Origin of the sequence: Aureisphaera galaxeae, assembly GCF_028561275.1 — a bacterium.
Taxonomy (GTDB): domain Bacteria; phylum Bacteroidota; class Bacteroidia; order Flavobacteriales; family Flavobacteriaceae; genus Aureisphaera; species Aureisphaera galaxeae.
In genome coordinates, this window is sequence record NZ_JAQQTF010000002.1 from 364,632 (window position 1) to 387,788 (window position 23,157).

Sequence of the window (23,157 nt, forward strand, 5' to 3'; positions counted from 1 at the left end):
GTTCGTTAATTTAAAATGTACTTCTCGGCAAGTGCCGAAAATTGCGATACTTGCTCTTCCTGCCAAGCAGGAGTTTGGTTGAGTTCCCGGGCCATAAGCTCGGCAACTTTTGGCGCAATGGTGACAGCTGCTCTGGCATCCAATAATAATAACCGAATACGCCGCGAAAGGAAATCTTCGATGGTTCGTGCCATTTCATGGCGCACCGCCCAAATCACCTGTCCGTTGGTATACGGATATCTGGGGTGCAAGGGTTGCTGGTAAAGTGGGTCCGATGACTCTAAAGAGGTGTAGGCCTCCAAATCACTCCCATAAGGTTTCAAATGTTCGGCATGTATCATATCGGAAGTATTTCCGTGAATGGGGATGGTTTTAGTAAGACATGCTACCTCGGGCAAGTCGAAGTGTTCGATAGCGGTATCGATAGCATCCTCGGCCATTTTACGATAGGTCGTCCATTTTCCCCCAACAATGCTAACTAGGTTGTCATCTACAATGATTTTATGCCCTCGGGATACTTCTTTGGTATTGGTCTCCTCTTTTTTTGGTTTGGCCAAAGGCCGCAGACCACTGAAGACTGATAGTACATCACTTCTGCTGGCTTTTTTGGTAAGGAAGGTATTAATGGTTTCCAAAATAAAATCCACTTCCTCCTGCAAGGGAACGGGTTCTATTTTCGGTTTTTTAATGAGTGTATCTGTAGTGCCGGCTATAACTTTGTCGTGCCATGGAATAATAAAAAGCACCCTGCCATCGGACGTTTTGGGAATCATAAGTGCTGCATCGCTATCCAAGAAGGAACGTTCTAACATCAAATGAATCCCTTGGCTGGGGATGACCGTTTTTTTGTGCGTGGGATCTTTCATCTTCAAAATCTTATCGGTAAAGATTCCCGTTGCATTGATCACCACTTTGGCCTTAATGTTATAGCCTTCCTGAGTTTCCGAATCGGTAACGACGATACTATCTACAGTAGCATTTTCTGTACTGTTAAGGGCAGAAACAGGGAAGTAGTTAAGAACGGTGGCCCCATGCTCAACCGCAGTTTGGGCTAGGTTAAGTGCTAGTCTCGCATCATCGAACTGGCCATCGAAATAAGACACTCCGCTACTTAAGTTTTCGGTCATTAAAGTAGGAAGCGCTTCGATAACGGTTTCCCGTTTTAGCCATTTGGAGCTTCCCAAACTCAACCGCTTGGCAAGTACATCGTAGAATTTAAGACCGAAGGTATAAAATGGACCGCCCCACCATTTGTAGTTGGGAATGATGAACTCTTGCTTCTTAAACAAATGTTGGGCATTTCGAGCCAAAAGCCCTCTCTCTTCCAACGCCTCCGATACCAGTTTTACGTTCCCCTGCGCTAAATAACGGACTCCCCCGTGAACCAGTTTGGTGCTTTTGCTGCTGGTGCCTTTGGCAAAGTCGTATTTTTCGAACAAGACGGTTTTAAAACCTCTTGAAGCAGCATCTACTGCGATGCCCAAACCGCTTGCACCACCGCCAATAATGGCAATGTCCCAGAGCGGTGTTTCGTTGAGATTTTGAATGAATTCGGAACGGGTTTTCAAGATGTTGGTTGGAAATAAATTCGTATAAGTTATAAATCTAGTGAAAAAGTAGGGAATGGCTAAAATGTTGAAGATCAATTTTTGGGAAGAAGAATTCCGCAGAAAATATTTTCCTTTATATGTGATTTCAAGATCGTATTTTTGAACCATGAAAGGACTCCCAGGGAAGCTTCAACAAAAACTATCCGAACGTAATGAGAATGGTTCATTACGACAGTTGGGAGTACCTAACGACCGTATCGATTTTTCTTCCAATGACTATTTGGGATTTGCCAATTCTGAAGTTTTATTCGATCGTGCGGAACACATTCTAGTTTCCCACAACCTTAAACAAAATGGAGCCACGGGATCGAGATTGCTTTCTGGAAATCATGAGTTGTATGAAATTGCGGAGAAGACGATTGCCCAATTCCATGAGGTGGCATCCGCCTTGATCTTTAACAGCGGCTATGATGCCAATGTGGGTATTTTCAGTAGCATTCCCCAAAGAGGCGATATCATATTGTACGATGAATTATGTCATGCCTCCATTCGGGATGGGATTAGAATGAGTCATGCCAAGGCCTACAAGTTTGACCATAATGATCTTACCCATTTAGAACAATTATGTCAAAGGCACCAAGCGGAAGGAGCCGAAATCTATGTGGTGACGGAATCCGTCTTTTCCATGGATGGTGATGCACCCGATCTGAAAGCATTGGTAGCCATTTGCAAAAAGCATAATGCCCTTTGTATAGTAGACGAAGCCCACGCATTGGGAGTGGTAGGAAAAAGAGGAGTAGGTGCCGTTCAGGACTTGAATCTACAGGATTCGATTTTTGCCAGAGTGGTGACTTTTGGAAAAGGGTTGGGAGTGCATGGTGCAGCTGTATTGGGCTCGAAGGAATTAAAAACCTATCTACTCAATTTCGCCCGAAGCTTTGTATACACCACGGGACTGCCGCCGCATTCGGTAGCTGCGATACAGGCTGGATATACCCAATTAAAGGAGAATTCCGAAGAAAACTCCATACTTCATTCTAATATTGCAATATTACGTAATCAAATAGAGGCTAGTGGATTGTCCGAGCGATTTATTGATAGCCAGTCGGCCATTCATTCCATGATACTGCCAGGGAACAAACAAGTGAAAGCCGCCGCCGCATTTCTCGCCGAAAATGGATTGGATGTAAAACCCATTCTTTCCCCTACGGTACCCCAAGGACAGGAGCGTTTACGGATATGCGTGCACAGCTTTAATTCGGAAGCCGATATTCGGAAACTTGTGCAACAATTGGCTACTTTTACGGCATGAACAAAACCTTTGAAACGGTAGCCCGTTTTACCTATCCCTCAGAAGCACAAATTGTAAAAGGACGATTGGAATCTGAAGGAATTCCTGCGTTTATAGTAGATCACAATGCGATCAACGTAGATCCGCTTGTGGTGAGTGGTAGCGGTGGGGTAAAACTGAATGTATACGTTGAGGACAAAGAGCGGGCACTCAAAATAATGAGTGAAATAAAGCCCTTTTCATTGGACGACGAAGGAATGGCCATACAATGCCCCGATTGCGGGAGTGATGAGATCGAGTTCTTCTCGAATGCAAGAGAGCATGCCTCCTTTATAGGTTCCTTGGCTCAATTGCTTTTCGGAAGATTTACCAAAAAAAGCGCATACGATTACCGTTGTAAAAGTTGTAAATACAAGTTCCTACTGCCATGAGTCAATCTTATTTCATTACTGGAATTTCTACCGATGTTGGGAAAACAGTGGTTTCTGCCATCATTACAGAAGCCTTGGAGGCCGATTATTGGAAACCCGTTCAAGCGGGCGAACTGGATAACACCGACCTGCATAAGGTGAAGCAATTTGTATCGAATACAAAGACCATTTTTCACGAAAGTGAGCACAACCTCGAAACGCCCATGAGTCCGCATGCCGCAGCTGCTATAGATGGAGTAACGATTTCAAAAAAGGACATCGTCCGACCCAAAACCAAGAACAGTTTGGTAATAGAGGGTGCGGGAGGACTGTTGGTGCCACTCAATGATACGGAAACGGTGGCCGATCTTATTCAGTCAAAAGACAAAGTAATTATCGTATCCCGCCACTACTTGGGAAGTATTAACCACACCTTGCTTACCATAGAAGCGCTTAAAGCGAGAAAGCTGAACATTTTGGGCATCATTTTTAGTGGGGATGAGCATCCTACGACGGAGGACATTATTAAAAAAATGGGCGGTGTTCCCATCTTATGTCGTATCGATGAGGAACCCTATTTCGATGCCAACGTTGTGAAAGAATATGCCGAAAGATTTAGGGAAATACTATTGTAACCGGAAAATCGTTTCGTTTTAAAACCAACTACCTTCATGAGTCTATCCCAACGCGACCGAAACCACATTTGGCATCCCCTAACCCAACATCAAAACGCACCCGCACCTTTAGGTATTGTTAAGGCCAAGGGAGCTTTCTTTTGGGATGAGGAAGGAAACGACTATATCGACGGAATTGCCTCTTGGTATACCGCCATGTATGGGCATTGCAACGATCATATCATTGCTGCCGTAAGCGAGCAGATGCGTCAGTTGGACCTAGTGGTCTTTACAGGATTTACCCACGAACCTGCTGTACAACTTTCTGAAAAGTTGATGGGGATTTTACCCTCTAATCAACAAAAGATTTTCTTTAATGATAATGGTTCCACAGCCGTAGAAGCAGGGATGAAAATGGCTTTGCAATACCATTTTAACAAGGGGCAAAAAAGGGATACTTTAATTGCTTTCGAGGAAGGCTTTCACGGAGATACCTTTGGAGCCATGAGTGCTTCGGGACTTTCGGTGTACAATGGTCCTTTTGAAGATTTCTTTTTGAAGGTGGTTCGTATTCCCACACCAAAGAAGGACAATCTTGAGGAAGTTGTATCTCAATTGAAACAGCTCATTTCTGAAAATGAATGCGCTGCCTTTGTGTACGAACCATTGGTGCAGGGTGCTGCAGGCATGAAGTTTCATTCCGCAGAAGGTCTGGAACAGCTCCTTCAACTGTGCCAAGCCAATGATATTCTTTGCATCGCTGATGAGGTGATGACTGGATTTGGAAAAACGGGTAAGCATTTCGCTTCCCTTCATTTAGATACCTTGCCAGACATTATTTGTTTGAGTAAAGCCCTTACCGCAGGTGTGGCTCCCATGAGCATTACCAGCTGCTCACAAAAGGTGTTCGATGCCTTTTTGGATGAGGAAATCACCAAAGGCTTTTTCCACGCCCATACCTACAGTGCCCACCCATTGGGTTGTGCGGCAGCCATTGCGGGGATCGATTTGCTCACTTCAGAAACCCTTCAAAAAGATATACAGCGTATCCAAACATCACATGAAGCTTTTGTAAAAGAAGTAACATCTCATCCTAAGGTAAAGGAAGCAAGGTCATTGGGCGTTATTCTGGCCATCGACCTTGCATTAGAAATGGATCGTTATGGCAAACTTCGTAACGAAATGTACCAGTACTTTATGAGCCAAGGTGTGTTCCTTCGTCCTTTGGGTAATACGATCTATGTGTTGCCACCGTATGTGATCACCAACTCCGAATTGGAAAAGATTTACAGTGCCATTCGTGGGATGTTAGAAGCTATCTAATCCAACAACTCCCGACTTTCCAAGAGATCGATCACCATGTCGGCTTCGTCGATATAGACCTTCATTTTATCGTACGTCCAGTTGTCACCTCGACCTTCTCCTTCCACGGAAATAACAGCTTCTCCTTTGGGTCCTCGAATGGGGATGTCGATGTCTGCTTCGCCTCCGCCATTGGAGTAACTAATGTTTCCACTCATCATACCATGACTTTCGAGAGGTTCTCCAAGCAATTCGATCACCTGTGGATGGGTGGATGCAGCATCTAAGGCATCTTTGTAAGCCTGCGAATCGCTCATCATACTGGTTACCCCAAAGAATAGGGCACCAAAAAACGCGATGAATAGGACTATGGCTACGAGACAACCGCCTACAGGCACGACCCAAGGCCAATTTCTTCCAAACCAACTTTTTCTTCTGGTAGTTTCTTCCATGATTTTCTAGTTTTTTAAGTATCTACAATTCCCAGAACCTTTATTTTTGCTGAAATTATCAAAAATCTTGCAACAGCCCATTTCAATTACTGGTATTGCTTCTGTTTCTGCTCTAGGAATGAGTCTCCCCCAAGTGTGGGAATGTTACAAACGAAGCGACTCAATCTTTACCACAAAGAGCGTTTCTGGCCAACGGGTGGCGCTATCTAAAGTGACTCCAGAAATTGAAGAAGCCCTTTCCGAATTGAAACAGTCGCACAGCGCTTACAAGAAATTGGACCGTTCCGTACTATTGGGAATATTGGCTGCACGAATGGCATTTCCGAAGCACTTGAAAGATAAATTGGTAGGGGTAACCATTGGGTCTTCCCGAGGAGCTACGGGTTTATTCGAAAAATACCATGAACAATTTAGAAGCAAGGGAAAAGTATCGGCATTTTCTTCGCCCACTACTACCTTGGGGAATATTTCTTCATGGGTAGGCCAGGATCTGGGAGTTCAAGGCATTCAGGTAGGACATTCAGTCACTTGTTCTACGGCATTACATGCGGTACTCAATGGAATCGCTTGGTTGCAAGCAGACATGGCCGATGCCTTTGTGGTCGGTGGAAGTGAGGCCGCACTCACGCCTTTCACGTTGGCCCAAATGCAGGCCATGAAATTGTACAGCACCTCTCCCGAAGCATTTGCCTGCGAGTCCCTTCGGTTGGACAAAAAGAAGAACACCATGGTTCTTGGTGAAGGCGCGGCTGTAGCCGTGTTGGAAAAGGGAATTTCAGAAAATAGAATAGCGAGCATTAAAGGATATGGTTTTGCTTCCGAAAAGATCGCCCACGGAAGTGCTATTAGCGAAAATGCCGAATGTTTTCAGGAATCCATGAAGAACGCCTTGGACAGATCGGGCCTTAAAACGGTGGATGCCATCATCATGCATGCCCCAGGAACCGTTAAGGGAGACACGGCCGAATTCAACGCGGTAAAAGAGGTGTTCCGTAACAAATTACCTCTTTTAACGACCAATAAGTGGCTTTTGGGGCATACCTTCGGAGCTTCAGGTATGATGAGCGTGGAAATGGCCATCCTTATGTTGCAACACAATCAGTTCATCCCCAATCCATTTTTTTCCAACAATATTCCAACAAATAAACCCTTGGAACACCTTATGGTAAATGCTGTAGGTTTTGGGGGTAATGCGGTGAGTATCATTGTTGGTAAATAGGGAACCGCTTTTGGTTAAGCAGCGGAAAAAGTTACTATATTTCATTACTAACTAAATTAAATTCTATGGGCGATTGGTTTACTGCATTAAGTACCTTCGAAAAGGTATATTGGATCACAGCCATTGTTGCATCTGTCATTTTCTTAGTCCTTGTTGTTCTTACCTTCGTTGGAGGGGATGTGGATGATATGGGCGATGTAGATGCCGAGATCGAAGGGGATGCTGGGATCGGTTTTCAATTTCTTTCCTTTAAAAACCTAATGGGCTTCTTTACCATCTTTGGATGGTCCGGAATTGCGTGTATCGAAGAGGGATTATCCACTGGGATGACCATTGGTATTTCCGTGATTTGCGGATTGTTAATGATGGTGGCCATGGCCACACTGTTCTACTATTTGGGGAAATTGACCAGCGATGGTTCTTTACGATTGAAAAATGCTTTGAACAACGTGGGCGAAGTGTATCTAACCATTGGTGCCAATAGATCGAGTATTGGAAAGGTGCAGATTCAAGTACAGGGAGGACTCCGTGAGTTGGATGCCCTTACCGATGAGGATCACGACCTCAAACAAGGTGAAGTAGTTACAGTAACCCAGGTTACCGATAGCGGATTATTAATTGTAAATAAACACACAAGCTAATATGTTAACACTACCATTACAAGTGGAGGGCTTTGCGCCCCTCCTGGCAATTGGTTTTGCCGTTTTATTTTTCTTTATCATTATCATTGCCTTCATTAGAAGGTACAAACGATGTCCTTCGGACCGTATCCTTGTTGTGTACGGAAAAGTGGGAAGCGGGAACTCCGCAAGATGTATTCACGGAGGGGCGGCCTTCATCTGGCCGGTTATCCAAGACTATGAATTTTTAGACCTAACCCCTATTTCTATAGAGGTGAATTTGGTCAATGCCTTAAGTAAACAGAATATTCGTGTAAACGTACCATCGCGTTTTACCATTGGTATTTCTACCGAACCTGGCGTAATGCAGAATGCTGCTGAACGACTTCTTGGTCTTGGATTGCAAGAAGTACAGGACTTGGCGATGGAAATTATCTTCGGACAACTTCGTCTGGTGGTTGCTTCTATGGACATTGAAGAAATTAACAGCGACCGTGACAAGTTCTTGAGCAATATTTCGCACAGTGTTGAAACCGAATTGAAGAAAGTAGGGCTTAAGTTGATCAACGTAAATATTACCGATATTCATGATGAATCCGGTTATATTGAAGCACTGGGTAAGGAAGCTGCGGCGCATGCAATCAACGAAGCACGTAAGTCGGTGGCCGAAAAGAACAGGGATGGTTCTATTGGAGAGGCAAATGCGGTACAGGATGAGCGTACGCAAGTAGCCGCTGCCAATGCGAAAGCCGTAGACGGAGAGAATATTGCAAAAATCGATGTGGCGAATTCTAACGCCAAGCGTCGTCAGAAAGAAGCTGAGGCAGAGCGTATCGCAATTGCTTCCGAGAAAGTACAGGCGGCAAAGGCATTGGAAGAGTCCTATGTGGCGGAAAAGGAAGCGGAGGTTACGCGTGCTGAACGTGAACGTAGTACACAATTGGCAGATATTATTGTACCAGCTGAAATCGATAAAAAGAAAGTAGAGATTGAAGCCGAGGCGGAAGCCGAAAAGATTAGAAGACAGGCAAAGGGTGAGGCAGATGCTATCCTTTTCAAGGCTCAGGCCGAGGCACAGGGTATTTTTGAAATATTGACCAAGCAGGCAGAAGGATTGGATAAGATCGTACAAGCTGCTGGAAATAATTCTCAGGATGCTGCACTATTACTTATAGCCGATAAATTACCTGAATTGGTGAAACTTCAGTCTGAGGCGATCAAGAATATCAAAATCGATAAAGTAACCGTTTGGGAAAATGGAAACTCCAAGAACGGTAAAACTTCTACCTCCAATTTCATTTCTGGCATGTACGGGGCAGTACCTCCGCTTCAGGAAATGTTCAATATGGCTGGGATGCAACTTCCCGACTATTTGAAGGGTAAAGAAATTGAGGATGCCGAGGATATTTCGGAAGAAGAATAGTATTTTTGTCGCATAACTAATTACAAAAACAGACCTGCGGGAATTTCTTGCAGGTCTTTTTCACAACCCTATGAGTGAGATAAAGCACAACTGGACCAAGGAAGAGATATTAGAAATTTACAACAAACCCATTATGGAACTGCTTTATGAAGCAGCCACCGTTCACAGAAAATTTCACGATCCCAATACGGTTCAGGTGTCTACCTTACTCTCTATTAAGACAGGGGGCTGTCCCGAAGATTGTGGTTACTGTCCACAGGCAGCACGTTATCATACCGACATAGAAGGAAACGACCTCATGACCGTTTCCCACGTAAAGGCCCAGGCGCTTCGTGCAAAGGCCAGCGGAAGTTCCCGTGTGTGTATGGGAGCCGCTTGGAGAAACGTGAAGGATGGGGAAGAATTCGATCAAGTATTGGAAATGGTTCGTACCATCAATAAGTTGGATATGGAGGTATGTTGTACCCTTGGGATGATTACCGAAAACCAAGCCAAGCGTTTGGCCGAAGCTGGACTGTACGCATACAATCACAATTTAGATACTTCCGAAGATTACTATACCGATGTTATTTCTACGCGAGCCTATCAGGACCGTTTAGATACCATTGGCAACGTGCGTAAAACCAATGTTACAGTTTGTAGCGGTGGAATTATAGGAATGGGAGAAGCTACAGAAGACCGAGCAGGAATGCTCGTGGCGCTTGCTTCTTTAAGCCCGCAACCGGAAAGCGTGCCGATCAATGCTTTGGTAGCGGTAGAAGGAACGCCGATGGAAAATCAGGAGCCCGTTTCTATTTGGGAAATGATCCGTATGGTTGCTACCACTAGAATAGTGATGCCACAGACCCAAGTGCGTCTTTCTGCCGGTAGAACAGAAATGAGCCGAGAAGGACAAGCCATGTGCTTCTTTGCAGGAGCCAATTCCATTTTTGCTGGGGATAAGTTATTGACCACTCCAAACCCCGATGTGAACGAGGATATGGAGATGTTTCAATTATTGGGATTGAACCCTCAAAAACCTTTTGTGAAAAAGGCACAGCCGGAAACCGTGGAAGCAAAAGATTCGGAATTCGAATCCATGGGCGAAAAGCCAAAATGGACCCGACCTGGGCATACGATAGAGCGTAATGAAGCTGCAAAGACGAAGGCTTCCGCAAAATAAAATCACCTTCAGATTTCCGCAAGGAACACAAACGCGTACAATTTTTAAGATAATTTTTACGTTCTAGGTACCTGCCAAACATTACCTAATCTTAAAAACCTGTACTTATGAAAAAACTGCTCTGGTTAGCAGTGGCTTGTGCGTTTTTGTTTGGCTGCTCTAACGATGATGACTCTAATTCTACCAACAATAATTGTTCTAAAGCAGAAAACCTTTCTATTGATCAGGTAAACAGTACCTCCGCTTTCTTTAGTTGGGATACGGGAGGGGAATCGGCTTTTGAGTTCGAATATGGACCTAATGGCTTCACATTGGGTTCGGGACAAAAGGTCCAAACCTCACAAACGGAATTCCTTATTGAGAATTTAGAACCTTCTACTACCTATGAAGTCTTCTTGCGATCCAATTGCGGAAGTGACGGATTTAGCGATTATGTTTCTGCACTTTTTCAGACCTTGGAAACCGTAGAATTATGTAACAGGCCCACCAATTTGGCGTTGGTAACCGTAAGCGATACCACCATAGAGCTTACGTGGGATGAAAACAACGAAACAGCCTGGCAGGTGGAATTTGGCAACATTGGGTATATCCCGGGAAGTGGAACCCCACAGGCTACCACCGTTCCCAATTATGAAATTACGGGACTTCTGCCCGGAATGACCTATGAAATCTATGTACGTGCCGATTGCGGTACCAATGGATTTAGCGAATACAGCCAGCAACTGGTTGTAACAACAGATGGCAATTAATTAGCTATCGATTTTGCCATGTGCCTGAGCGCAGTGGATTCGCTATGGTCTGCTGCGCTTTTTTTTGCATTGAATATTTGAAAAGATTAAAGAAAATAGACTAACAAGAAAGAATCTGTGTTTGGCAGATTCTTTTTTTGATTACTTTCGCTCGATCAAATTGGCAAACTATGAAAAACGGTATTTTTTCCCTTCTATTCTTAACGCTATTGGCAGCCTGTTCCTCGGACGATGCTGGTAACAGTAATTCACAATGTGACATTCCAGTTATCACAATATCCAACGAAGGACTTTCTTCTGTAACCGTATCTTGGACACAAGCCGATGCTTCTTCGGTAACCCTTGAGTATGGAGAGGCTGGATTTACCCAAGGATCGGGGATAGAGATAACCGCGTCTCAATCCGTTGATATCAATAATCTCATGTCAAGTACAGATTATGAGATCTATGCTAAGGCGAATTGCGGCAATGGAGGAGAAAGTAGTTTTTCCACACCCATAAGCTTTTCTACGCTACAATGCATTCCAGCTACCGGGGCAGATGCGTTTTCCATTACTGATGTTACAGCGGCAATAAACTATAATGTAGGTTTTGCTGAGAGCTACCAAGTTGAATACGGCCCTACAGGTTTCACAATTGGTAGTGGCACTTTAATGGATATTCAGCTTGGACAATTTCAACTTACAGGTCTTACGCCCAATACAACATACGATGTTTACTTAGTGTCACTTTGCGGAGGTTCTTCATTACCTATTTACACACAACCCATACAATTTACTACAGACACTTCTTGTAGAACGCCAGAATTTTTTGGTATATGGTATGTAGCCGATACGGCAGTCGGACTTTCTTGGTCTGCCCTAGAAACGGCTTTTGAAGTAGAATATGGATTGGTTGGGTTCGAATTGGGAACAGGTACCGTAGTGCCAACCTCTATTTCGGATGTTGAGATCACGGGATTGTCTTCTGGTACCACATACGAGTTTTACTTGAGAGCGAATTGCGGTTCTGAAGGGTTTAGCAATAACGTTGGCCCGTTGGTGATCACCACCGAAAATTAGACCGCAAAAAAAGCCCATTTTCCTTTCGTTAGATTTTTGTGCTGATTGGTATTGGTGGGATTATTGCAAAGTTTTGTAATTTGCCCTACTTTTTCATTTATGCAGTTACGAGAAATAGATAGGGTGTCTTCCATTACCAAGGAAGAATTCATTAAAAATTACTTTAGACCTCAAAAGCCTGTCATCATAGAAAACTATGTGAATGACTGGCCGGCCATTCAGAAATGGAACCTGGATTATATGGCTGAGATAGGTGGGGATAAAGTGGTGCCCCTATACGATGATCGGCCTGTACGTCACGATGAAGGGTTTAACCAAGCGCATGCTGAAATGAAGATGAGCCAGTATGTAGAACTCCTCAAAAAAGAACCTACACGTTATCGTATCTTCCTTTGGAATATCCTGAAAGAGATTCCTGAGCTACAAAACGATTTCTCCTACCCCGATTTCGGATTGAAACTCATGAAAGGCCTCCCCATGCTATTTTTTGGTGGAGAAGACAGTTACACCTTCATGCATTACGACATCGATTTGGCCAATATTTTCCATTTCCACTTCCATGGAAAGAAACAAGTCATCCTATTCGATCAGAAACAGAACAATTATTTATATAAAATCCCACATTCTCTTATCGTTCGGGAGGATATCGATTTCAAAAATCCGGATTACAACAAATGGCCAGCTTTAAAAAAGGCCAAAGGATTTGTGGGGAATTTAGAGCACGGACACGTCCTGTATATGCCCGAAGGCTATTGGCATTATATGCGCTATGTTACGCCTGGTTTTTCTATGAGTTTACGTGCCATTGCCCGAAATCCCAAAAACTTAGGAAAAGCCATCTATAATATTTTCTGGATGCGCCATTTCGACAATATGATGCGCCGTTGGAAAGGACAGGCTTGGATCGATGCGAAGAATGAAAAAGCGGTTACACGCACGCATGCTAAGCTAGGACTTTAAGGAGCCACCCTTTCTACCAAATATTTAGCTACGCTATCTTCATTGTTGTTGCCAATAATCACATCCGCTTTTTGCTTCACGGTTTCTTGAGCGTTGCTCATGGCCACTGCTGTATGGGCCAGCTCGAACATGGGAAGGTCGTTCATGCCATCCCCAAATACGGTTAGATGCTTTTCAGAAAGGTTGTAGTGTTCTAATATGTGGGCTATCGCGTTGGATTTTGTGGCTCGAGCACTGTGAACCGTAAGCCAGAACCAACCTCTTGAATACATATTTTCGAATAAATGCAACTCCGTTTCCGATCCGTGATGTTCTTGTAGGTAATCGTGAAGATCCTTTAGCTTTTCTTTTCTGTTTACAAAGGTGAAGCAAGTAATTTTATGGGAGTCCAAACTACTTAGGCGATCAATCCCTTCGATTTGTTGTCGCGGACTGCCCTTACGATCCTGCACGTACCATTGTTCTCCCTCATTTTGAAGATAGATATGCGATATGGCGTCTTTTCCATTTTTATGGGTGGAGAGAAACACGCCTGTTTCATTCTTGTCGATGTATTGAAAAAGATCCTGTTTTACCGTCCCATTAATATCATTGATCTGTAAGTGCCTTTTTGTTTTTATATCCGAAATATAGGCCCCATTTAAACTTATTACAGGCAAACTTATTTCCAACCCCCGCATCATGGTTTGTATAGTATCCAGATTCCTTGCACTGGCAATTCCGAAGCGAAGGCCCTTTTGCAACAGTTCTGTAATAAGGGCATAACTGGTATCCGACAACCGTGCTTCTTGGTTGAGCAGGGTGCCGTCTAAATCGGAAAAGAATATACCATTAGAAATTGTTGCCATGCTAGATGTATTGTAGTTTGGAGATTCCCTGCTCATTCGATTTTAAGGGGAGGGCAGGTCTCAATTCTATTTCCCCAAAGATGATTTCCGGATTCGAATGTACCAAATCGAATAGGAAACGGGCAATGCTTTCGGGTTGCATCTTTTTGTCTTCATTCCCTTTGGGACGATTATTAATGGCTCCTGCATTAATAAAAGTGGTCCGCATACCATATTCCCTAGTTTCCTGTATGAAAACCTCCACAAGGGCTTTTAAAGCAGCTTTCGTGCTGCAATACGCAGCGCCCCCTTCAAAATAATGGGATCCCGCATGACTTCCCATGACGATGGTGTAGGTATTGGAGACTTTGAAAAGAGGCAGTAAATACTTCAGCATATAAAAAATGGAGGAGTAGTTGGTACTTACCGAATCTTCCCAGTCGGTTTCCGATAATTCTTCAATATAAGAAAGCCGTCTAATGGCGGCATTGAGAACACAGACATCGATTCTGTTATGGTTGTGAGAAATAAGTTTGCAAGCGGCAATGACATCTTCGCGCTTGCTTAGGTCGCATTCAATTTCGCCCAACCAAGGTTCCTCTTTCAATGTTTTATTTAAAGAAACGATACGAAAGCCTTTATTATGAAAATATTGGGCGATACCGTATCCCGTTCCTCGATTGGAACCCGTTATGAGCATTGTTTTTTCCATTATGAATGTGCTTTCATGTGTTGAATGAGTTGTGTCCAAATGGCAATGATTTCCTCATGGCTTTTCCCTTGTCGGAATAAATCCTTGTCCAACGATTCCCCGGTCTGTGATTTCAACCTCATACAGTCTGGAGAAATTTCGGAAGTGATGCAAATATCCCCTTCGGCATTCTTTCCGAAGATGAGACAGAAATCCACCAATACGGATGGACTTAACCATCCTAATAGTATTTCGTTCGTTTGTAGAGCAATTCTTTTCAAAGCATCGGGATCTTCACCGTAGGCCCTAAGGTAATCTTCTGCGATGGGTTGATCTTCTGGATCGATACGGTAATCGAACTTTACGATGGGCGGATTAAAAGGTGCATTTTCGGGGAACAAACCCGGATATTTTCTAAGAGTAGAACCCACGGCAAAATTCTTTACAATAACTTCAAAGGGCGGATTGGAGCATTTTCTTGTAAGGTAGGTAACCTCGTCGACCCGTTCTACAAACGCTGTTTTAATACCTTGATTGTTGAGCCGCTGCACAGCCATTTCGTAAAAGTCCAATCGGAGGGCATCCGTTTTCTCCACCATCTCATATCGGTTGTAGGTAAAGCTGGATAATGAAGGGATCAACCTAGCGATATAGTGATTGTCATCGTAATGAAAAAGATGCTTGCTTTTGCCTTTTACGATAGGTTCTTTGGCGAGTATTTCGGTAATGTCTATTGTTTTCATTGAATCAGGTTGTATTTGGATAGTTTTCCTTGTCGTACTTCCGAAACGAAAGTTTGGAGGTCTTCCCTTTCGTTATTCAGCCATATTCCATGTTCCACAGGAGCCAATCGCACTAGCTCCTTGAAATTGTAGAGGGCAATGGTATTTCCGGTTTTAATGACATCCACAATGGCATCGCAGCTATCATTAAGAAGCCAAGATTCTAGGCAGCCCGAGAGTTCCATAATTTCGGGATGTAAGTTCAGCTTGTTGAGCTTTCCCACGGTAACTCTAGGGTAGCGGGTCCCTACAATACGAACATCCTGTAGCGTGCTGTCGGCTTTTCCTATAAGCGATAGGCGGCAGTCACTTATGGGTAATGCCCCCATGTACTGCATTTTATGGATGATGTTTTCGGCGAACAGTAATTGACTGCCAATTGCTATGTCTATGAAATTGTTTTTGGCGGCATAAGCAAGGTCGGCACCACGAACGATAACCACCTCCATCGTATCGTCTTTATAATGAAGTCGGTCCTCTTCCATGATGGCCTTGTACACTTCTGGATTTCCCAAAAGCGCAATGCACTTATCCAGTCCCCGTCCTTTTGCTATCCCGATTCTTTTCATGGCGTTTGGTTTCTCGTTACAAATTCCAATAGTCCCGCCCTTCCAAAGTGTTGGGAGGAATGAATTGAAATATTATTTTTTCTGAATTTTGATGCATCCAGGAGGTGATGGAATCTGGCAATTCTTCATCGATTTTCTTCTGAATGCGTTTTTTCACTGCTTCCGTTTTTGAAGGATCCGTCTCTGGGTCGAAAGCAAGTTCGAACCGAAGGATCAAGTTGCCTTTATCCAGCTTCATTTTGAACAAAGGCCAGTTGTTTTTGTTGTTATCCTCAAAAATCCGGAAGTGCGTATCCGCTCGGTTTATGGCTTCAATTTCATCAATGGCTTTGGCCATTTCGGCCTCACCCAAATAGGTGGAATCTTCAATTTTTAAGCAGCGTTTTAGACGTCCCCTGAACCGATATGCCAAGCTACCCTTAGGGCAATTTGTTTTTACTACATCGACCAAATCCCCAGTTCGGTAGCGAAGTAAAACGAATCGTTGTGTGAATGGAAAAAGCGGTGTGAGCAGTAATTCCCCTGTGCCTTCAGAAAGTGTTTCTCCTGTGTTTAGATCGATCAATTCGGGAACGACGAAAGGGTCGAAATGATAGCCATCGCAATCATGACAATAGCGCGCTCCCCCGAACATTTCGGACATGGAATAATTATCATTGATGGAAATTCCGAAAAAGGATTCCATTTTTTTCCGTCGACTTTTCGGGATGGGCCATCCAAAGACTGTAATGTTGTTCAGTTGCCCTTTTGGGATTTCAATATTGTTTTCAACTAAATACTGATGCAGATAACAAAGCCCCATAACAGTGGTTTGTAAATGACTTACCTTACTTTCATATCCCTTGAAGTGAAATTCGTTTTGTAATAGCCAAGCGGTACGGATGATGCCGTAGTCCTTGGTGAGCTCAATCATAAAGCTATATCCCACTCCGGGCAATCGAAGTACAGAACCATGGTTCATGGAGCCTTCGGCGATGCCTAAAGGTTTTGGGTCGATTTCATGTGCCTTGCTTTGTAAAAGATTAAAGAAATTCTGCAGGTATAACTGTTCTTCTTGTGAACGTTCAATAAGCAAAGGTGGTTGATTTGTAGTACCTGTGGTGAAGGATACGAAACCGAAGGTGGTAATGGCCGATAAGATTTCTTTTTGATGTTCGTATAAATCCGATTTACGAATGGGAGTGATTTCAGAAAGACGTTCCAACGACCAACAAATGCCTTCTGTTGGGATGTTCTTATAATAGGGCGCATGCATTTGTGCCATTCGTACCGTAAGGTCGAGCAATTTGTCTCTAAGGGGAGCAAAGGCTTGCTCATATTTTAAAGGCTCGGCGATGATATGCGAAAACAGCGGCGCAAGAACATGGGACCCTACATCTTCGGGTGCCAGTTTATCTGGTAGTTGTTGTATATGTTCTAAAAATATATCGGGGTTCATGATTGGCAAAACTATCCCAGTACACACAAGGCGCATAGGAGGTTATACATTCTGAACAAAAGAAAAAGGGCAAGAAAATGGAGTTAGCACTGCCTTGCCCCTAGATGCTAAGCAGGTTTGTTATGGCTTTGCAATCTCTGAAATAACTTTAGAAAGTGCTTTTCCGAAAGCAACAGGCTCCGCGGCTGCAATTTCCGAGAAAACCACAGGTTCGGCGGCTGCAATTTCCCCAATCATTGCGGGTTCTGCAGCAGCGATTTCCGAGAATAGGGTAGGCTCTGCGGCCAATAGGTTTCCTAGGATAACAGGTTCGGCAGCGGCGATTTCCGTAAGCATAGTAGGCTCGGCAGAAATAATTTTTTCGAGCATAGCGGGTTCTGCCGCTAGCAATTCGCTAATCATAGCAGGCTCTGCGGCCGCTATTTCATTCATTAATGCACTTTCATTGGCTTGAAATCGGCTGATTTCTCCAGCCTCTTGTTGCATCGATCTAAAAGCATCGTATTTTCCACTTTTTTTCCCCATGATATTTAAATTTTATTGATTAGTCCGATTTTATCCTTTATTGGGGAGGTTTCTAGCTTATGGGAACCGGGAAATTGTCCCGAAAGGCCTTTGTGAAACAGAAAGGATGTTAAAGGTAGCTAATAATCAGCATGTTATGTAGGGGAAAACCCCCAAATTAATTAGGGTTTTACCCGTACTTCTTGGAGTTTTGGGAGGCTATTGGGACAATTCGTTGGCTTTTTCCCACACCCAGGAAGATTCCCATCCTCTGTACAGGAGATAATCGACGAGCTTCTTCTTTTTCCGCAGGATAGCCGTTTCCCCCTTTAATTGTTCCCATCTTTTTTCGGCCAATTGGTGGAAGGTTGCCGTGTATTCACTTTCAGAAATTTCCTTAAGGGCTATTGTAATATTGTATTTAGAAATATCCCGCAATTTCAATTCCCGAACAATACGATTTCGCCCCCATTTCTTGGTGTGGAATTTCCCACGGGCAAAACTTTGGGCGAAACGGGTTTCGTTGAGGTAACCTTCGGTAATGAGATTGTGCACAATAAGATCAATTGCATCCGGTATCATACGCATTTCCCTAAGCTTGGAGACCACTTCTTTATGACAGCGCTCCTGATAGGCGCAGTAGCGTTGTAAACGTCTTTTGGCTTCGGTTACCGTGTAGGTCTTGTGTTTCTCCACAGGGCGAAGATATACTTTTCGATAATAATGCTATGGCTTTGTAAATAAGTGAATTACTGATTTCGGTCATATTTTTCGAGAGGATATTGAGCTACATTTCAACATGAGATAGCATAGGTTACTAACTAAATCTTCGCATTATGGAACTAAAGAAAAATCCCGAAGCAAGTCTACATCGCTGGAGTACGGTTTTCTTCTTACTCGGGCTTGTGTTCATATTATTCATTACATGGAGATCGGTAGAATTGAAAACCTTTAACCATCAAGAAGAAGCACAAGCCGTACAGATCGTAAGCGACGATTTGGAAAGCGATATTCCTGTAACACAACAAGTGATCCCGCCTCCACCACCACCTCCGCCTATGGCGGCATTGCCTCAAGTAATTAATGTTGTGGAAGATACAGAAGAAGTGGAGGAATCTGTTTTTGAGTCGACCGAGACGGATCAGACCCAAGAAATTGTTGAAATTGAAACCATAGAGGAATTTGAAGAGGAGGAGGAGATTGTAGATATCCCTTTCGCTGTTATCGAGCATGTGCCCATTTATCCAGGCTGCGAAGGGTTGAGTGACAATGCCGCTCAAAAGAAATGTATGGCAGATCGTATTATGCAGTTTGTGCAAGTGAACTTCAATACCGAACTGGCCAATGACTTGGGGCTAGAGGGACAACAACGCATTAATGTTATGTTTAAAATAGACCATAAAGGAGATGTGGTGAATGTGCGTGCACGTGCCCCACATCCAAAATTGGAGGAAGAAGCGATTAAGGTAGTACGGTCACTTCCCAAAATGACACCGGGTAAACAACGGGGCCGACCTGTTGGAGTGCTGTACGCGTTACCTATTTTGTTTAAGGTAGAAGTAGGGTAAAAATAAAAAACCCTCCGTCGCATGAAGCTAAGGAGGGTTTTGAGTTATTTAATCTCGTTCCCATCTTTATCGTGAAAGTGGTATTCGAGGTATGTGTAAGCATCTCTAGGTAAAATTTTAACCCATTTTTTGTGCTCCATGAACCATTTGGTTCGCACAGATGGAAAGCCTTTGGTTAAAAAGGCCGCTATAAAAGGATGTGTGTTTAGGGTTACCTTTTTATAGTCTTTGTTGAAGAGGCGTTTTAGCTCCTCTTCCATTTTTTGCACCAATACGATTGGGGCTTCCACTTCACCGCTTTCTCCATTATTTGGATTTTCTTCACGGGTCTTAATGTTTACCTCTGGTCGTACTCTTTGGCGCGTAATTTGAACCAAGCCAAATTTACTTGGGGGAAGAATTTTGTGCTTCGCTTTGTCGTCTTTCATTTCGTCCCGGAGGTGATTGTAGAGTGCTTTTCGATTTTCGGGTTTCCCCATATCGATAAAGTCTACTACAATGATTCCGCCCATATCACGAAGCCTAAGCTGTCGGGCCACTTCACTGGCCGCTATGAGGTTTACTTCTAGTGCGGTTTCTTCTTGGGTTTTAGACTTATTGCTTCGGTTACCACTGTTCACGTCTATAACGTGCAGTGCCTCGGTGTGTTCTATCACCAAATAAGCCCCTTTTGCTCCAGAGACGGTTTTACCAAAGGAAGTTTTTATTTGTCTCTCGATCCCGAACTTCTCAAAAATGGGAACCCTAGAATCGTAGAGCTTAACAATATTCTCTTTTTTGGGTGCAATTTCTTGCACATAATCTTTTATTTGTAGGTAGAGGTTTTCGTCATCTATATGAATGGCAGAGAACGAATCGTTAAAAACATCCCTAATAATGGATGCCCCTCTGTTTAACTCTCCTAACACCTTTGAAGGGTGGTGCGCTCCCCGTAGCTTTTTGCACATCGCGTTCCAGCGATCTACGAGATTTTGTAAATCTCTATCCAGTTCTGCTACTTTTTTGCCCTCGGCTACAGTTCGTATGATAACACCAAATCCTTTGGGCTTAATACTATTGATTAAGCGTTTAAGCCTGTCTTTTTCTTCACGGGTCTCTATCTTTTGTGAAATAGAAACACGATCCGAAAATGGAACCAAGACGATGTACCGTCCGGCTATGGAAAGCTCGGAGCTAATACGTGGTCCTTTGGTGGAAATGGGTTCCTTAACGATCTGAACAAGAATGGATTGATTGTTTTTAAGGGCATCGTTTATGCCTCCGTTTTTATCAATCTCCTTCTCAAATGGGAAATTTTTTAAAGAGTAATCTCTTAGTTTACCTGTGCTTACACGTTTTACGAACTTGAGCAAAGAAAGGACTTTGGGTCCCAGATCATGATAGTGCAAGAATGCATCTTTTTCGTAGCCTACATTAACAAATGCGGCATTGAGTCCGGGAACAGTTTTCCGTATTTTGGCGATAAACACGTCACCAACGGAGAACTTATTGTTTTCCTCTTCTTTGTGAAGTTCGACTAGTTTTCCATCTTTTAAAAGGGCAAAATCAACTTCTTGTGAACTGGATCTAATGAATAATTCGTAGCTCACGTTGCTTGATTTTTATCCCGTACCCATATATGGGTTTCGGAATGGATTAAACAATATTTTATCACAGGAATTTTGTAGTCCGCATGTAAACGGACTGGGTAAAACCTGCAGAAATCGAGTGTTTTAATTTCGATTTCGTTGTCAAAGAACGATTTATAAGTTAGTTTCCTAAAAGAAAAAAGTAGTTAAAAACTACTTCTTCTTGTGGCGGTTAGCGCGACGTCTTTTCTTGCGCTTGTGTGTTGCAACCTTATGTCTTTTTCGTTTTTTACCGCTTGGCATATTGATTTTTTTATGGAAGTCCCACAAGGCTACTGTGGGACCCTATTGGTTATTACTTTACTTCGACGTTGGTCTTAACTCCTTCCACAAATACTTTAGCTGGCTTAAAAGCGGGGATGTTGTGTGCAGGAATTTTAATAGTTGTGTTCTTCGAAATGTTTCTTCCAGTTTTCTCAGCTCTCTTCTTGATGATGAAGCTTCCAAAACCACGTAGATATACGTTGTCTCCGCTTTCAAGAGAATTTTTTACTTCGCTCATAAAGGATTCAACTGTAGCTTGAACGTCTCCTTTTTCCATTCCTAGTTTTTCCGAGATCCTTGCTACGATATCTGCTTTTGTCATTCTGTTAAGTTTAAATTAATAAATAAGTACAATCAAATTGGGTCGTTTTTCAAGACGGCAAATATAAACATTTTACTTTCAAATAATCAAATCGTAATTGGTTAAATTATAAATAGATAACGCTTACATTTACCGGATGCCAAAAAATACAACTTTTTTTTCTAAAAAACTCATTTTGTGGTATTTACAAAATGGACGGAATTTACCTTGGCGGGAAACGCGCGATCCATACCACATTTGGCTGTCCGAAATTATCTTGCAACAAACCCGCGTCGCACAAGGAATGCCATATTACCTCAAGTTTACAGAAACGTTTCCTACGGTTTACGAATTGGCACGGGCTCCCGAAGAAAAAGTACTGAAATTGTGGCAAGGATTGGGGTACTATTCCAGGGCTCGAAATTTACATTTCACCGCTCAGACCATCGTAGATAAATATGAAGGTGTCTTTCCAAACAACTACAAAGAATTATTGTCCTTAAAAGGCGTAGGTGACTATACGGCCAGTGCCATTGGTTCCATTTGTTTCGACCTCCCCACAGCAGTGGTAGATGGCAATGTATATCGTGTGCTTTCAAGGGTGTTCGGAATCGATACTCCGATTAATAGTGTTGCCGGTATAAAAGAGTTTAAAGAGTTGGCCCAATTACTTATAGACGAAAAGCAACCCGGTACCTTCAACCAAGCCGCTATGGAGTTTGGTGCCAGGCATTGCACGCCCCAAAACCCTGATTGCGATTCCTGTATTTTCAATACACATTGCGAGGCAAGGCTTCAGACACGAGTAGACTCCCTTCCGGTAAAACTTCAGAAGAACAAAATAAAAACACACTACTACAATTATATTGTTCCTATATATAATGGAACTACTTTTTTGGAACAGCGAACGGGAAAGGGGATTTGGCAACAACTTTATCAATTCCCGTTGGTGGAAAGCCCTAAGGAAATGAATACTAAAAAACTGGAGGGACTATCCGAATATCAAACACTGAAAGAAAAGTTTGGTATTGAGGAGATTACCCTTTTCAATACGGAAACCATAGTTCACAAACTTTCGCATAAGCATCTGCATACGCGCTTCTGGATTGCCGAGGCAAGTGCTGTGGAAAATGGAATCGAATTTTCTGAAGTGGAAAAATATCCCGTTCCCATTCTGATCGGAAATTTCATTCAGGCATTTGGAGCATTCCACGGATAAAAAACGTATATTTATTTTTACAATATGTACTTTTGTAAATCAGAATTTTAGAATTAAACCATGAGTGGAACATTGAACAAAGTCATGCTGATAGGGCATACAGGAGATGAAGTAAAAATGACTTATTTTGAAGGTGGTGGTTGTATTGGAAGATTCCCTTTGGCGACCAACGAAACCTATACCAATAGAACAACAGGCGAGCGGGTATCCAATACCGAGTGGCACAATATTGTGGTACGCAATAAAGGCGCAGAGATTTGTGAAAAGTACCTAAAGAAAGGGGATAAGGTGTATATCGAAGGCCGTATTAAGACACGAAAGTGGCAGGACGAGCAAGGGAACGACCGGTATAGTACCGAAATTCAATGCACCGATTTTACATTCCTTACCCCAAAGAACGAAAGCAATATGATGGGTGGCCAAGTTCCTTCACAGGGCACTAGTCAACCTGTGAACCCAGTAACTCCTTCTCCTGCGCAACCACAGGCGAATCCGGTTCAGGAACCGATAGGGGAAGAGGATGACGATCTGCCGTTCTAATGTTAAACGAAAT

General features: G+C 43.2%; 25 protein-coding genes. 14 read left to right on the plus strand and 11 right to left on the minus strand.

Going from position 1 to position 23,157, the window contains the following annotated elements; genetic code table 11:
- Positions 1-5: 5 nt before the first annotated feature.
- On the minus strand, positions 6-1,568 hold the full coding sequence (locus tag POV27_RS01375; protein WP_272860934.1) for a glycerol-3-phosphate dehydrogenase/oxidase: 1,563 nt from the start codon (positions 1,566-1,568) through the stop codon (positions 6-8).
- Positions 1,569-1,716: 148 nt separating this feature from the next.
- Here POV27_RS01375 and POV27_RS01380 point away from each other — a divergent pair, with 148 nt between their 5' ends.
- Genes POV27_RS01380 through bioA form a run of 4 tightly spaced genes read left to right on the plus strand, consistent with a single transcriptional unit; the run spans position 1,717 to position 5,188 of the window.
- Entirely contained in the window at positions 1,717-2,862 is a 1,146-nt protein-coding gene (locus POV27_RS01380; RefSeq protein WP_272860935.1) for an aminotransferase class I/II-fold pyridoxal phosphate-dependent enzyme, read from the plus strand.
- Positions 2,859-3,272: a putative signal transducing protein gene (locus tag POV27_RS01385; RefSeq protein WP_272860936.1), complete on the plus strand. Its 414-nt coding sequence runs from the start codon at positions 2,859-2,861 to the stop codon at positions 3,270-3,272. The genes POV27_RS01380 and POV27_RS01385 overlap by 4 nt, the downstream gene beginning before the upstream one ends.
- Positions 3,269-3,886 carry a dethiobiotin synthase gene (gene bioD / locus POV27_RS01390; RefSeq protein WP_272860937.1) on the plus strand — a complete coding sequence of 206 codons (618 nt, stop codon included), beginning with the start codon at positions 3,269-3,271 and terminating at the stop codon, positions 3,884-3,886. The genes POV27_RS01385 and bioD overlap by 4 nt, the downstream gene beginning before the upstream one ends.
- Positions 3,887-3,922: 36 nt before the next feature.
- Positions 3,923-5,188, plus strand: coding sequence for an adenosylmethionine--8-amino-7-oxononanoate transaminase (gene bioA / locus POV27_RS01395; RefSeq protein WP_272860938.1), 1,266 nt, complete (start codon positions 3,923-3,925; stop codon positions 5,186-5,188).
- Here the strand turns inward: bioA and POV27_RS01400 are convergent.
- A complete protein-coding gene (locus POV27_RS01400; RefSeq protein ID WP_272860939.1) occupies positions 5,185-5,619 on the minus strand; it encodes a cytochrome c oxidase assembly factor Coa1 family protein in 435 nt (144 codons plus the stop codon). The genes bioA and POV27_RS01400 overlap by 4 nt on opposite strands.
- A 46-nt stretch (positions 5,620-5,665) precedes the next feature.
- Between POV27_RS01400 and POV27_RS01405 the strand changes: the two genes are divergently transcribed.
- The 7 genes from POV27_RS01405 (at position 5,666) to POV27_RS01435 (ending at position 12,813) form a co-directional block, all read left to right on the plus strand.
- Positions 5,666-6,838, plus strand: a complete 1,173-nt coding sequence (locus tag POV27_RS01405; RefSeq protein ID WP_272860940.1) for a beta-ketoacyl synthase N-terminal-like domain-containing protein — start codon at positions 5,666-5,668, stop codon at positions 6,836-6,838.
- Positions 6,839-6,903: 65 nt separating this feature from the next.
- Positions 6,904-7,479 (plus strand): SH3 domain-containing protein, encoded by a 576-nt coding sequence (locus tag POV27_RS01410; protein WP_272860941.1) that lies wholly within the window; start codon positions 6,904-6,906, stop codon positions 7,477-7,479.
- A gap of 1 nt (position 7,480) precedes the next feature.
- Complete coding sequence (locus tag POV27_RS01415; RefSeq protein WP_272860942.1) at positions 7,481-8,881, plus strand: flotillin family protein; 1,401 nt, start codon at positions 7,481-7,483, stop codon at positions 8,879-8,881.
- 70 nt (positions 8,882-8,951) lie between these two features.
- Positions 8,952-10,043, plus strand: coding sequence for a biotin synthase BioB (bioB, locus tag POV27_RS01420; protein ID WP_272860943.1), 1,092 nt, complete (start codon positions 8,952-8,954; stop codon positions 10,041-10,043).
- Between the two features lie 107 nt (positions 10,044-10,150).
- Entirely contained in the window at positions 10,151-10,792 is a 642-nt protein-coding gene (locus POV27_RS01425; protein WP_272860944.1) for a fibronectin type III domain-containing protein, read from the plus strand.
- A 170-nt stretch (positions 10,793-10,962) separates the two neighbouring features.
- Positions 10,963-11,853, plus strand: a complete 891-nt coding sequence (locus tag POV27_RS01430) for a fibronectin type III domain-containing protein (protein WP_272860945.1) — start codon at positions 10,963-10,965, stop codon at positions 11,851-11,853.
- 99 nt (positions 11,854-11,952) lie between these two features.
- Complete coding sequence (locus POV27_RS01435) at positions 11,953-12,813, plus strand: cupin-like domain-containing protein (protein WP_272860946.1); 861 nt, start codon at positions 11,953-11,955, stop codon at positions 12,811-12,813.
- Here the strand turns inward: POV27_RS01435 and POV27_RS01440 are convergent.
- The 7 genes from POV27_RS01440 to POV27_RS01470 form a co-directional block, all read right to left on the minus strand.
- Entirely contained in the window at positions 12,810-13,661 is an 852-nt protein-coding gene (locus POV27_RS01440; RefSeq protein WP_272860947.1) for an HAD family hydrolase, read from the minus strand. The genes POV27_RS01435 and POV27_RS01440 overlap by 4 nt on opposite strands.
- Before the next feature lies 1 nt (position 13,662).
- Positions 13,663-14,352 carry an SDR family NAD(P)-dependent oxidoreductase gene (locus POV27_RS01445; RefSeq protein ID WP_272860948.1) on the minus strand — a complete coding sequence of 230 codons (690 nt, stop codon included), beginning with the start codon at positions 14,350-14,352 and terminating at the stop codon, positions 13,663-13,665.
- Positions 14,352-15,074, minus strand: coding sequence for a phosphoribosylaminoimidazolesuccinocarboxamide synthase (locus POV27_RS01450; protein ID WP_272860949.1), 723 nt, complete (start codon positions 15,072-15,074; stop codon positions 14,352-14,354). The genes POV27_RS01445 and POV27_RS01450 overlap by 1 nt, the downstream gene beginning before the upstream one ends.
- Positions 15,071-15,682, minus strand: coding sequence for a type 2 periplasmic-binding domain-containing protein (locus POV27_RS01455; RefSeq protein WP_272860950.1), 612 nt, complete (start codon positions 15,680-15,682; stop codon positions 15,071-15,073). The genes POV27_RS01450 and POV27_RS01455 overlap by 4 nt, the downstream gene beginning before the upstream one ends.
- Before the next feature lie 16 nt (positions 15,683-15,698).
- Complete coding sequence (locus tag POV27_RS01460) at positions 15,699-17,120, minus strand: phenylacetate--CoA ligase family protein (RefSeq protein WP_272860951.1); 1,422 nt, start codon at positions 17,118-17,120, stop codon at positions 15,699-15,701.
- 120 nt (positions 17,121-17,240) lie between these two features.
- Positions 17,241-17,645, minus strand: a complete 405-nt coding sequence (locus POV27_RS01465; RefSeq protein ID WP_272860952.1) for a hypothetical protein — start codon at positions 17,643-17,645, stop codon at positions 17,241-17,243.
- Positions 17,646-17,843: 198 nt separating this feature from the next.
- The gene (locus POV27_RS01470) at positions 17,844-18,320 is read right to left on the minus strand and encodes a regulatory protein RecX (protein WP_272860953.1); all 477 of its coding nucleotides are present in this window, start codon (positions 18,318-18,320) and stop codon (positions 17,844-17,846) included.
- 140 nt (positions 18,321-18,460) lie between these two features.
- On the opposite strand from POV27_RS01470, the gene POV27_RS01475 reads away from it, so the two are divergent.
- Positions 18,461-19,192: an energy transducer TonB gene (locus POV27_RS01475; RefSeq protein WP_272860954.1), complete on the plus strand. Its 732-nt coding sequence runs from the start codon at positions 18,461-18,463 to the stop codon at positions 19,190-19,192.
- A 44-nt stretch (positions 19,193-19,236) separates the two neighbouring features.
- Here the strand turns inward: POV27_RS01475 and POV27_RS01480 are convergent, their stop codons facing one another.
- On the minus strand, positions 19,237-20,781 hold the full coding sequence (locus POV27_RS01480) for a ribonuclease E/G (protein WP_272860955.1): 1,545 nt from the start codon (positions 20,779-20,781) through the stop codon (positions 19,237-19,239).
- A 334-nt stretch (positions 20,782-21,115) separates the two neighbouring features.
- Positions 21,116-21,406 (minus strand): HU family DNA-binding protein, encoded by a 291-nt coding sequence (locus tag POV27_RS01485; RefSeq protein ID WP_272860956.1) that lies wholly within the window; start codon positions 21,404-21,406, stop codon positions 21,116-21,118.
- Between the two features lie 136 nt (positions 21,407-21,542).
- Here POV27_RS01485 and mutY point away from each other — a divergent pair, with 136 nt between their 5' ends.
- Positions 21,543-22,604: an A/G-specific adenine glycosylase gene (gene mutY / locus POV27_RS01490; protein ID WP_272860957.1), complete on the plus strand. Its 1,062-nt coding sequence runs from the start codon at positions 21,543-21,545 to the stop codon at positions 22,602-22,604.
- A gap of 60 nt (positions 22,605-22,664) precedes the next feature.
- On the plus strand, positions 22,665-23,144 hold the full coding sequence (locus tag POV27_RS01495) for a single-stranded DNA-binding protein (protein ID WP_272860958.1): 480 nt from the start codon (positions 22,665-22,667) through the stop codon (positions 23,142-23,144).
- Positions 23,145-23,157 lie beyond the last annotated feature (13 nt).